At 56.5% G+C, this 12,571-nt stretch carries 9 protein-coding genes; 4 read left to right on the forward strand and 5 right to left on the reverse strand.

Translation table 11 applies throughout. The features are described 5' to 3' along the window. Positions 1 to 128 precede the first annotated feature (128 nt). The 4 genes from L3X40_RS04840 to sseA all read right to left on the reverse strand — a co-directional run bounded on the left by L3X40_RS04840 (position 129) and on the right by sseA (position 4,613). Complete coding sequence (locus L3X40_RS04840) at positions 129 to 902, reverse strand: TorF family putative porin (RefSeq protein WP_237364629.1); 774 nt, start codon at positions 900 to 902, stop codon at positions 129 to 131. Positions 903 to 1,237: 335 nt separating this feature from the next. Next, positions 1,238 to 2,548 (reverse strand): mechanosensitive ion channel family protein, encoded by a 1,311-nt coding sequence (locus L3X40_RS04845; protein ID WP_237364630.1) that lies wholly within the window; start codon positions 2,546 to 2,548, stop codon positions 1,238 to 1,240. Continuing rightward, positions 2,548 to 3,816: a cystathionine beta-lyase gene (metC, locus tag L3X40_RS04850; protein WP_237364631.1), complete on the reverse strand. Its 1,269-nt coding sequence runs from the start codon at positions 3,814 to 3,816 to the stop codon at positions 2,548 to 2,550. Before metC ends, L3X40_RS04845 begins: the two co-directional genes overlap by 1 nt. Continuing rightward, positions 3,762 to 4,613: a 3-mercaptopyruvate sulfurtransferase gene (sseA, locus tag L3X40_RS04855; RefSeq protein ID WP_237364632.1), complete on the reverse strand. Its 852-nt coding sequence runs from the start codon at positions 4,611 to 4,613 to the stop codon at positions 3,762 to 3,764. Before sseA ends, metC begins: the two co-directional genes overlap by 55 nt. 205 nt (positions 4,614 to 4,818) lie before the next feature. Between sseA and queF the strand changes: the two genes are divergently transcribed. The 4 genes from queF (at position 4,819) to L3X40_RS04875 (ending at position 11,868) form a co-directional block, all read left to right on the forward strand. After that, the gene (gene queF / locus L3X40_RS04860; RefSeq protein ID WP_237364633.1) at positions 4,819 to 5,265 is read left to right on the forward strand and encodes a preQ(1) synthase; all 447 of its coding nucleotides are present in this window, start codon (positions 4,819 to 4,821) and stop codon (positions 5,263 to 5,265) included. Positions 5,266 to 5,448: 183 nt separating this feature from the next. After that, on the forward strand, positions 5,449 to 7,728 hold the full coding sequence (locus tag L3X40_RS04865) for a glycosyltransferase family 4 protein (RefSeq protein ID WP_237364634.1): 2,280 nt from the start codon (positions 5,449 to 5,451) through the stop codon (positions 7,726 to 7,728). Positions 7,729 to 7,746: 18 nt separating this feature from the next. Then, positions 7,747 to 9,054 (forward strand): glycoside hydrolase family 130 protein, encoded by a 1,308-nt coding sequence (locus L3X40_RS04870; RefSeq protein ID WP_445177154.1) that lies wholly within the window; start codon positions 7,747 to 7,749, stop codon positions 9,052 to 9,054. A gap of 144 nt (positions 9,055 to 9,198) precedes the next feature. Continuing rightward, the gene (locus L3X40_RS04875) at positions 9,199 to 11,868 is read left to right on the forward strand and encodes a M1 family metallopeptidase (RefSeq protein ID WP_237364636.1); all 2,670 of its coding nucleotides are present in this window, start codon (positions 9,199 to 9,201) and stop codon (positions 11,866 to 11,868) included. A 7-nt stretch (positions 11,869 to 11,875) separates the two neighbouring features. On the opposite strand, the gene L3X40_RS04880 is transcribed toward L3X40_RS04875, so the two are convergent. Next, positions 11,876 to 12,556, reverse strand: a complete 681-nt coding sequence (locus tag L3X40_RS04880) for a YggS family pyridoxal phosphate-dependent enzyme (protein WP_237364637.1) — start codon at positions 12,554 to 12,556, stop codon at positions 11,876 to 11,878. Between the last annotated feature and the right edge of the window lie 15 nt (positions 12,557 to 12,571).

The raw sequence follows: 12,571 nt of genomic DNA on the forward strand, positions 1-12,571 counted from the left end.
CGGTCCGCTCCTTTCCTTCTTAAGCACCAACATCATAACCGATGCCGGGGAAAAGGGGCGGGCCATCCCATAAAGGCCCGCGACGCGCATTCGCGCCGCGAGCCTTTTTTTCATGATTTCTTACAAAATCAGAAGCTTGCGCCCACCGAGAAGACAAGGCCGCTATCGGAACCGATAGCATTCGCTCCCGGACTTACACTGAACGGAGCATTCCTGACGTCGGTGTCGACATAGGAAACACCGAAAGTCAGCATCTTGTAGCTGGCTTCCGCGCCGACCGACCAGTCCCAATAGTTTCCGCTGATCGCACCGGAGGTCGAAGCAAGGCTGCCGTCGGTATAGCCGACATGGCCCTTCAACGTGAAGGGCGTGCTGGGGATCGCCGTCTTCAGATCGGTATAGGCATAGATGTTGTCATCATTGCCCAAAGCATTCTGTCCGCCCCATGCGTAGGCCAGGCCGACTTTCGCATTGACCGGACCCAGATCACCGGAAAGCGATGCATAGGGTTCGAAATAATCAGTTGCGGCATTGCTGCTGCCTGTCTTGGGATAGAAATAATAGAGCAGACCAACATCGGCGGTGATGCCCGGCGAGACTTCTCTGCTGTACCCGGCATAGAAGTCGAGCTCGGTATTGAGGCGAGCGCCGTCACTGGCGGTCAGATCGACGCTGGAACCCCATGCGCCGGCATAAAGGCCGCTGCTATGAGCAACGCCGATCGTGCCCTGAATTGCGGCATCTTCACCGGTCTGCGACACACCGCGGAAACGATAGTCGGAAACGACGCTAGCGCCACCGGTGATGATGATGCCATCGCTGCTGTCGCCTTGCGCGAAAGCAGGCGTTGCGGCGGCAAGGGCGATGGCAAGGCTGCCAAGGCCGATAAGGGTCTTACGCATATATAATCCTTTTCACTTTGGTGCAGTCCACCCATTACGGGCGACAGGCCGGCCGGCCGCCATGTCATCCCATCTGGCATGGCGACCGGACGCGGCGTAGCTGCACCCGGACGCTGCGATGCACAACACTAAAAATGTAACAGAGAACGAATATTGCCGAGGTTGTTGCGAAGATACAACATCATGAAAAGGCGAGATATTATTAACATGAATCAGCGATGAACAAGTCGTTCAGAAAGAGCTGTTTCAGTCAATTTGCCTTGATTTTGTTGCATTGCATATTCAGCTATAGTTCAGATCTGATATTTTTCAGATCGACTATAAATGCTGCTGCGTCATGCTGGCTTGTCCTGCATATCGGTCCTGCGTTCTATCACGATATTATCGGGCATGCTGCGAACATGGATGTCGCGTTGCGGGAAGGGGATTTCGACCCCGTGTTCCTGAAACAGCCCCCACAAGCGGGTGAGCACATCCGATGTAATTCCCCCAATCCCGCTTTCGGGATCGCTGATCCAAACCAGAACCTCGTGATCGACGCTGCTATCACCAAAACCGCTCAACCAGACGTTGGGCTTGGGTGAACGCAACACGCGGGGGGAATCGGATGCTGCTTGCAACATCAGTTTCTGCGCCAGCTTGATGTCGCTGCTATAAGAAACGCCGACTGGAATACGCACACGCACATTGCGGTCGGAATAGGACCAGTTCTCCACTTCCTGCGTCATCAGGTTTTCGTTTGGAATCAAATGTTCCTTGCCATCACGTGTTATGATGGAGACTGCGCGTACGCCGATCTTGTTGACCATGCCGATGCTATCGCCCACGACGATGACATCGCCCGGCTTGATCGACCGATCCATGAGCAGGATGATCCCGGCAATCAGATTGCCAAAGGTTTTTTGCAGACCAAAACCAACCGCCAGCCCGAATGCGCCTGAAAAAACAGCAAAGGCCGTAAGATCAATACCCGCAATGTCGATGCCGACAAAGAACGCGATAACAATGATCGTGATTCCCGCCAGCTTCTGCCCCAACAGCTTTTGCGTGGCGTCCAGGTCCTTCATCCGCGAAATACCGTGTTCGATGATTCGGTTGGCCAATCGCACGCCCGCGAACAGCGCCACCGCCGTCACCGTCAAAGTCAGCAGACTGAGCAGCGAAAAACGGCGTGTGCCTGCATCAAAACCAATACGTTCAAGTGCATCAGTCAGCGGGAAGAAGCCGCCGACCTTGTTTGAAATGATGGCGATCGCCACGATCAGCGTAACAGGGATGCTGACCCAGCCTGGCATGTGCAAACCGCGCAATACATGAAGCACCAGCATTGCCGTCGTTATCGCCAGTATGATCCCCAATAGCAGCGCCGCGTGATTTCCCCACGGCCATATGTTCGCGGTGAGCGCCAGGAAAAAGGAGGCACAGCCATAACGAAGGATGGGCCCTATCCGATTACCCAGGCCCTCCCCATGCGTTCCCGCCTTGTCCAGCCACAGCTGATACAAGCGCGGACGAGCCCAGCGCGCCAGAAACCAGGAAAGAAGGAGTATAAGGAGAGCGATACCCGCACTTGTGCCTACTTCAATCGCGTCCCATCCTGTCGGCAGGTCTATGCCCCAGCCGGCGAAGAGGGGCCTGAGTGACATCAGCGGCATTCCCGGAAACGTTCCAGCCCAGCCGCAAGATCAGCGATCAGATCTGCGGGGTCTTCCAGCCCGATATGCAGTCGTACGAGCGGACCTTCCGCCTGCCACTGCGTCGCTGCGCGATAATTTTGGGGATCCGATGGCACGGCCAGACTTTCATAGCCGCCCCAGCTATAGCCAATTCCGAAATGCTGGAGCCCATCGATCATCGCCACCCGAGCCGCATCGTCACCGCCATTCAGGACGATGGAAAAAAGCCCGCTTGCCCCCGTAAAATCGCGCTTCCATATAGCATGTCCCGGACTATCGGGAAGAGCGGGGTGCAGCACGCGCGCAACCTCCCGCTGGTCCTGCAACCACCGGGCAACTGCAAGCCCCCCCGCCTGATGCTGGGCAAGGCGTACCGACAAGGTGCGCAACCCCCGGCTGGCAAGGTAACAATCATCGGGACTTGCCGTCTGGCCGAATGCATAGGCTGTCTTGCGAATTTTCTGCCACAGGGCGGGAACGGCCGTAACCGATCCCAACATCAGATCACTATGTCCCGCTATATATTTGGTGCAGGCGAGGATGGATATATCGACGCCATGGCCCATTGCCCGGAAATAGAGCGGCGTTGCCCAAGTATTGTCGATCAGGGTAACAAGCCCCCGCGCCTTTGCCACTGCAACGATAGCGGGTACGTCCTGGACCTCGAACGTCAGGCTGCCGGGGCTTTCCATGAAAATGGCGCGGGTCCGCTCTGTGACCAGTCCGGCAATCGCGTCGCCCATCAATGGATCATAATAGACAGTGGCAATGCCCATCGGCCGCAGAATGTTGTCGCAAAAGGCGCGGGTCGGATCATAGGCACTGTCGACCATCAGCAACTCATCGCCCGGCGACAATACCGCCAGCAGTGCGCAAGCGATGGCAGCGACACCGGAGGGATAGAGCATCGTCCCTTCCGCGCCGGGTTCCAATTCCGTCAGTGCGTCAGCCAAAGACCAGGTCGTCGGCGTTCCCCGCCGCCCATAAAACAGTCTTTCATGGGTGTCATGCACCCGCGCCCGCATGTCCGCGACGCTGTCATATAATATGGTGGATGCGCGCCATACCGGCGGATTTACGATTGCGCCTGTGCCCGAAGGGTCCTTCGTCCATTCCGGTCGCCGTCCCGCTTCCACCAGCCGGGTCGCATCGCCGGTCTCGCCTCGCTTCTTTTTGTCTTTACCTAGACTACGCACGCTGCTCCGGTCGCTTTTTCGGTGGCAGGATCGGCGCCCCATTCTGCCCAGCTTCCATCATACAGGGCAATATCCTTTTTGCCCAGCAAGCGGGCGCCAAAGGCAATGACCGATGCAGTCATTCCCGATCCACATGTGGTAACCATGGGCTTTGTCATGTCAACGCCAGCCGCATCGAAGACCGCCTTCAGCGCCGCACCCGTCTTGTACGTGCCATCCGCATTGAATAACTCACCGTAAGGCAAGTTCTTCGAACCGGGAATGTGCCCCGGCGCCATGCCGGGCCGCGGGTCGCGTTCCATGCCGGTAAAGCGGGCGGCGGAACGGGCATCGACGACTTCCTCGGCGGCGTTGGCAATATTGGCAGCCACGTCAGTTTTCGTTCGGACGGCCTTGTCATCTTTCCAGACCGTAAAATGACGGTGGCGCAATGCCTCCTTGCCCTGCGTCAGGGGACGCCCCTCCGCCTTCCATTTGGCAAGCCCGCCATCCAGAATTGCCACATCATAGGCACCAAACATGGTCAGCATGAACCATGCACGCGCTGCGCTTTTGATCGGGCTCTCGTCATAAAGGACGATGCGGCTACCATCGCCAAGCCCAAGCGATTGCATGCGACTTGCAAACTTTTCCGGCGGCGGGAGCGTATTATCGACAGGACTATTGCTATCGACCAGATTAGCCAGATCCATGAAGACAGCGCCTGGAATATGGCCTGCCTCATATTCAGCCAGCGCCGTGCGCGGATCATCCGGCATATATTGCGTGGCATCCACGACGCGCAGATCCGACGCCCCCAGTTCATTGGCAAGCCATTCGGTCGAAACAAGCATGTCCATCAAAACTCTCCCTGGCAAAAGCGGTTTCCAGATTGGACCTGGGGAGAAAAAGGCAGCCTCTACCGGGCTTTCAACTTTTTCTCCGAAACATCGCCAGAATGCAAGCGATTAGTAAAATCTCCACTATTCTTGTGGCCGCCTGTTCAAATATGGGTCCTGCGCTTATAGTACGCCCCGCTTGACCCCTTGCACAAAGAATCCTTGGATGAACCCAAAATATCTCGGCCAGAACAGCGTGCTTCCAGACTCCCCGCAAGCGGCGGTATTGGACTATGTTCCCAATCCACGTCCGGGCAGGCCGTATCTGGTTCGTTTTACAGCGCCTGAATTCACGTCGCTTTGCCCTGTCACCGGCCAACCCGATTTCGCCCATCTGGTTATTGACTATGCGCCGGGGGAAACCATTGTCGAATCGAAATCGCTGAAACTGTTTTTAGGCTCATTTCGCAATCATGCCGCCTTTCACGAGGATTGCACCGTTGGCATAGGAGAGCGGCTGTTTTCCGAAATGCGGCCAGTCTGGCTGCGCATCGGCGGGTACTGGTATCCCCGCGGCGGCATTCCCATCGATGTCTTCTGGCAATCGGCAGAGCCCCCAGCAGGCATGTGGCTACCACTACAGGATGTGCCCGGTTATCGTGGCAGGGGCTGATTTCGAAGTATGATATTTTATCATCGCGTAATCCGTTCACCACAACCAACCGCGATTTTGCCACCGCTCGAAGTTTTATCTTGCTGCGCCGCACAAAAAGCGCAACGCTTCGCATCTTGAGTCGTTTGAAAGGGTCTGGATTAGAGCAAGAGGTTTTACCGTGCGCACGCAAAAGGGGTTGGCATGAACAATGAAGCCTCAGGACAAAAAGCCCAGATAAAACTTCCGGGACATATTGCCGTAATCGGCAACAGCGTGCCGCGCCGATGCGGCATTGCAACCTTTACCACAGACACGGTCGAAGCGATGCGAGCGCGCTTTCCCGATATGCGGATCGACTTGTACGCAATGGATGAGGGGCATGACGGCCTTGTATATCCTTCCGGGGTTACGACCGTTGCTCAACATGATCCGGCCAGTTACCTTGCTGCGGCGCGCGCAATCGAAGCCAGCGGAACGAGCGCGATCTGGCTTCAACACGAATATGGAATCTTCGGTGGCCCTGCGGGTGAAATGCTGCTGAACCTGCTGCGTCGCACGGACATTCCGATGCTCACCACGCTGCATACGATATTGGAGCGGCCGAATCCCGACGAACGTCGCGTACTCGAAGCAGTCATCCGGCGCTCCGCACGCCTTATCGTCATGTCCGACATGGGGCGGGAAATTCTGACCCGGGTGCATGGTGTTCCGGACCGGATGATAAAAGTCATTCCCCATGGCGTACCTGACCGGACCTATGTCGATCCAGACAGCGTCAAGGCGCTTTTCGGCTTCGCGGAACGCAAAATATTGCTGACATTTGGCCTGATTGCGCCCGACAAAGGTATCGATCACATGATCCGGGCTATGCCCTCGATTGTGGCTGAACATCCCGACGCCCTCTATGTTGTTTTGGGTGCTACCCATCCGAACATCATCCGACAGGAAGGCGAGACGCTGCGTAAATTCCTTCACGCCCTGGTGCACGACCTTGGCCTGATGGATCATGTTCGTTTCATCGACACCTACGTCGACCATGATGCGTTACTGGATTATCTGCAAGCAGCCGATATCTATGTAACGCCCTACAATAACCCCGCGCAGATCACGTCGGGAACGCTGTCATATTCAATCGCGCTGGGCAAACCGGTCGTATCAACCCCCTATATCCATGCTACGGAGATATTGGCCGATAGCCACGGCGTTCTAGTGGGTTTCGGTGACAGTGAGGCCATGGCCAACGCAGTCAATGCACTACTGGCCGATAATCCTGCGCGGGCCGCATTGGCCGAGCGAGCCTATGCCCGCGGACGGACCATGATCTGGTCGAAGATGGCGGAAACGGCGGCGGCTTTGCTAGGCGAAGTGGAAATGACACGACCCGTGCGCATTCCTGCCGCACCGCGGCTCGAATATTTGGAGCCCGATCTGGCGGCGGTCATCCGCATGACAGATGCCACAGGGATGTTACAACACAGTATCTATTCAGTCCCCAATCGAGAACATGGTTATTGTCTGGATGACAACGCCCGAGCACTGATTCTCATGAGTCAGATGCCAGGCATGAGCGAAGGTGAGCGCGATGCGCTGACCAGTATCTATGCATCCTTTATCCAGCACGCCTGGAACCCGGAGCGCGGGCGATTCCGGAATTTCATGCGCTTTGACAGGAGCTGGGTCGAAGAGGAGGGCTCGGAGGACAGCTTTGGCCGGGCGATATGGTCCATCGGAGTTACCGCGCGCGATGCGAGCGCTGGCAAGCATTGCGATTGGGCGGCAACCCTTTTCGATCAGGTGGCAGGGCATTCGCACGAACTGGGCTCGCCGCGGGCGCAAGCTTTTGCGATGCTGGGCGCGGCGGCAATGCAGGATGCACATCCCGGCCATGGCCTTTCAAAACGCCTGCTTGAACAATTTGGTGAACAGCTTCTTTCGCTACTGCACGTTTCACGGCGTCCCGATTGGGCCTGGTTCGAAGCGGTACTTGCTTATGACAATGCGCGATTATCCGAAACCTTACTACGTGCCGGGAAATCACTGGGTCGGGCAGACTTTATGGATTGCGGCCTTGCGACACTGGAATGGATCGTCGAACAGCAGACCGCGCCGGAAGGGCATTTCCGCGCCATCGGCACAGACAGTTTCGGTCGCGAATATCTCCCGCCCCTTCCGTTCGATCAACAGCCGCTGGAGGCCCATGCTACAATAGACGCCTGCGCAGCCGCATTCATGGTCACCGGCAACCGCCGCTGGCGCCATGAGGCGGAAAAGGCGTACTACTGGTTTCTAGGACGCAACGACCTGGACCTTCCCCTTAACAGCAGAGAGGACGGCGGTTGTTTTGACGGGCTGATGCCAACGGGGGTTAATCGTAACCAGGGCGCAGAATCGATCCTCGCACTGCAATTGGCGTCTTGTGCAATTTTGCGGCTTTCCCAAAGCAGCGTGGACGTGCCACATAGTTCGAGTGCCGCGGCCTGAAAACAAAGTTGTGGCACGATGTTCAAACGTCGGGGGTGCGCCGTGCTGAGTGTCCATAACCATCGTCTTCGCCTCTATGCCGATCCGTCGCGCGTCGTGGTGCGACCCTTTCACTTGGCTTGGCAGGCGAAAGGGCCCATTGCCAGCCGTTCGGAACGGCTTGTCGATGCGGTGCTGAAAATGGATGAGCATATCGCGCGCGCTCAACTTGCAGCGGTGTTCAAAGATTTCGAGAAGCGCCATTGGCAAACCCGTCGTGTTTTCATGACCCGCTACGAGGAAATCGAAGCGCAACTCGATCTGGACAGCAGCAACATAAGCGATGACAAAAGACAGCTCATCGGGGCCTATTTCTGCCATGAATACAGCTATGCCGCCGCCGCATTGATGAACCCCAGCGTGGTGCCCCATCATGACCAAAGCGGCATCTCCGACGGGTCACGGCGCGTTATCATGTCACTGCGCGCAGTGGGTGAAGGCCATATCAGTTCAGTCGCTTTCCGGGAAGGCATCATCACCGAAGACGGCGATTTCAGTCTTGCGCCCGAACCGCCCTTTGCAACGGCTACAGACGCGCATCGGAGCGAGGATATCCAGCTTGAAGGTCCCGTCACCGTATTTCGCCACCGAGACGCCACTCTGTCTGGGACGGTCATTTTTCCGATCACCCCGGCGCAGGCAAACGGCCTGGAGGATCTGCGTCTGGTTCAATTCACACACGACGATGGCTCGATCGAATGGATGGGCACCTATACCGCATATAGCGGACGCGAGATTCAATCTGAATTGCTGCGCACCTGCGATTTCCGCAGTTTCGATCTTGTTCCACTGACCGGGTCGGCGGCGCGCAATAAAGGAATGGCTCTGTTTCCCCGCACCATAGATGGCCAATATATGATGATTGGCAGACAGGATGGACAGAATCTCTTTCTATTGAAATCGGATAGCCTCGGCCATTGGGACGATGGCGAGAAACTGTTGGAGCCCGTCTATCCTTGGGAATTGGTACAGATCGGCAATTGCGGTTCGCCTATCGAGCTGGACGAGGGCTGGCTATTGCTGACACACGGTGTCGGCGCGATGCGCAAATATTCTATCGGTGCCATATTGCTGGATAAAACCGACCCCTCGAAAGTCCTCGCCCGCACACGCGAACCTGTTCTGACAGCTGCTGATGAGGATCGTGAGGGTTATGTGCCCAATGTCGTCTATACATGTGGCGCCATGAAGCATGGAAAGCATATCTTCATGCCATATGGCGTAGCCGACAGCTCAGTCGCATTTGCCTTTGTCCCGATCAGCAAGATGCTTTCGCTGATGGATTAAGCGTTTGCAAAGCCAGTAGTCATACACATATGCGCCGGCCGGGACGCAACGACATACCGCATTTCTTAAATGCGGGATTGACATGCATCATCCGCGACTCGAATAATCGTGGTATATCAATGTCATTCCCCCGGAGATTTGCCCATGTTTTCACCCTTTTTCCGGTATGCCTGCCTGTCTGCGACGGCACCTCTCGCTCTTGCTACAGCAACGCCCGCCCTCCTTGCGCAGGATACCGTTCCTCCTGGAGCGCATGTTGGCGATGTGCCCACCCAGCTTCCCGTCAATGCCCGTCCAACTCATTATGCCCTTTCCGTCACGCCTGATGCTGCGAAACTCAGCTTCACCGGCAGGGTGGCGATTGACCTGGACCTTCTGGAGCCATCCTCCAGTCTGACACTGAATGCGGCGGATCTGGACATTTCGAGCGCTGACATAAGCGCCATCGGGGGCAAGGCGATCACGCCCAAGGTCAGCATCAACCCCGATGCGCAGACGGCGACATTCACCTTTCCCAGAAGCCTAGCGCCTGGAAAGTACCGGCTGAACATCGCTTATTCCGGCAAGATATACACCCAGGCCGCCGGGCTGTTCGCACTCGATTATGAAATTGGCGGCGAAAAGAAACGAGCCCTCTTCACCCAATTCGAAGCCCCCGATGCGCGGAGATTCGTGCCCAGTTGGGACGAACCATTATATAAAGCAACATTCGACCTGACGGCGATCGTGCCTGCCGATCAACTCGCCATAAGCAACATGCCGATCAAATCCCGTCAAAAGGTGGGGAATAGCAGGGTGGCAGTGACCTTCGCCACCACCCCGAAAATGTCGTCCTATCTACTCTTCTTCGGTGTCGGTGAGTTGGAACGCACGGCCATGATGGCGGGCAAGACCGAAGTTGGCATCGTGACGGGCAAAGGCAACGCCGACAAGGCGCAATATGCATTGAAGGCGGCAGCGGAAATTCTTCCTTTTTATAATGACTATTTCGGCATCGATTTTCCGCTGCCCAAACTCGATAATGTGGCAGGCCCAGGCCAGAGCCAATTCTTCAGCGCCATGGAAAATTGGGGGGCGATCTTTTCGTTTGAACGTGTGCTGCTCGATGATCCAAAGATCACGACTGAAGCCGATAAGCAACGCATCTACGTCGTTCTGGCACATGAGATGGCGCACCAATGGTTTGGCGATCTCGTGACCATGGCCTGGTGGGACGATCTCTGGCTGAATGAAGGATTCGCAAGCTGGATGGAGAGCAAAACGACAGCCCATTTCAACCCGGAATGGCATGTTGAACTGGATAAGGTCGACAGCAAAGAGGCCGCCAGGTCGCTCGATGCTTTTGTTACCACCCACCCCGTTATCCAGAAGATCCAGACGGTGGAACAAACCAGTCAGGCCTTCGACGCCATCACCTATCAGAAAGGCGAGGCCGTCATTACCATGTTGGAGGGATTTGCCGGTGAGGACGTATGGCGGAGCGGCATTCGGCAATATATGAAGGATTACGCCTATCATAATACCGTGACCGATGACCTCTGGACCGCTGTAGAAAAGGCTGGCGCCAAGGGCGTGACGCAGATCGCGCATGATTTCACGCTTCAGCCAGGCATTCCACTTATCGAGGTGAAGAAAGCGGCTTGCGAGAACGGCATGACCAAACTGTCACTCTCGCAAGGGGAGTTCACCCGCGACCGCAAGAACAAGACACCACTCATGTGGCACGTTCCCGTCATCGCCCGCATTGCCGGCCAGACAGAAAGCCGCGCAATCATCGCCGATGGTTCAGGAAATATGACACTGGCTGGCTGCGGTCCACTGATCGTGAATGCGGGGCAAAGCGGCTATTATCGCGTGCTGTACGATGAAACGACGCTTTCTGCTCTCAAGGGCAATTTCACGGCGCTGGAACCGATCGACCAACTCGGCCTGCTGGGCGATAATTTTGCGATGGCCTATGCCGACAGGCAGCCAATATCCAAAGCGCTTGATTTGCTCGACGCGGTGCCCGGCGACGCACAGCCCAAGTTGTTGAATGCTGTATCGGACTATCTTTATGGACTCTATTCGACCTTTGACGGCGATCCTCCCTTGCAAACGAAAATCGCGGCCTTTGCGACCACGAGGCTTGAACCGGCATTGCGCCGCTTAGGGTTTGCCCCGGCCGCAGGCGAAAGCAGCGAAAACGCGATCCTGCGCAGTAATCTGCTCATTAACTTGGGCGCGATGGGAAATTCCATGGTGCTGGAGACTGCGAACGAGCGTTTCGCACAGCTCGATCATGATCGGTCGGCGTTGGATGGACCGCTACGCACAACCTGGCTCAATGTCACCGCCCGGCATGCCGACCAGGCCACCTGGAACAAGCTGCGCGCCATGGCCAACGCTGCTCCGTCGCAGCTGGAAAAGAGCAGCCTTTTCAGCCTGTTGGGAGCCGCCTATGATAAGGCGCTCGCGCAGAAGGCGCTTGATCTGGCCCTGACCGATGAGCCGGGCGCAACCAACAGCGCCGCGCTCATTTCACGTGTCAGCAGCCGTTATCCCGACATGGCGGTCGATTTCGCGCTTGCCCATCTGCCGGAGGTGGAAAAGCTGGTCGATACCTCCTCGCGCTCCCGCTATGTGGCGCGGCTGGCCGGTGGATCAAAGGACAAAGCCATGCTCGACAAGCTCGACGCCTATGCGACCGCCCATCTAACGCCGGAATCACGCAAGCCGATCGATCAGGCGATTGCCCGCATCCGGGAAAGCATCGCTACGCGCACACGAATCAAAGCAGATGTTGAACGCTGGTTCGCGGGCGAAAGGAAATAGGAATGCGCTATTTGCGCGCGCCGAACAGGGCCGTACCCACGCGAATATGGGTCGCGCCCAGCATCACAGCAGTTTCGTAATCACCCGACATCCCCATACTCAGTCCGGTAAGGTCATGGTCGCGCGCGATTTTCGCCAGAAGCGCGAAATAGGGCGCAGCTTCGACGTTGGCAGGAGGTACGCACATCAGGCCCGCTAAGGGGATTCCAGCGCCCTGTGCAGCAGCGATTAAAGCTGGCAAAGCGTCGATAGCACACCCACCTTTTTGTGACTCATCCCCAATATTCACCTGAATGAAACAGGGCGGATGGCGACCGAGCTTATCCATGGCCCGGGCGACTGCCATGAGCAGTGACGGGCGATCGAGCGAATGGATGAAGTCAAATAAGGCGACCGCCTCTTCGGCTTTGTTCGATTGCAGTTGGCCGACCATATGCAAGCTGATGTCTTGATAAACCTCCCGCAGAGCAGGCCATTTTGCGTGCGCTTCCTGTATTCGGTTTTCCCCAAATACACGCTGACCCGCATGAATCAGCGGTACAATATCGTCGGTGCCCTGCGTCTTGGAAACGGCGATAAGAACGACGTCTTCGCTTTTACGGCCTGCGTTGCAAGCCGCCCGATCTATCCGATCGCAAACACGAGCCAGGCGCTGCGCTGCTTCATTATCGTTGCTTTCACCAGTCATAACGGCTGCTATAGG

The sequence above is a fragment of the Rhizorhapis sp. SPR117 genome (genome assembly GCF_021742065.1).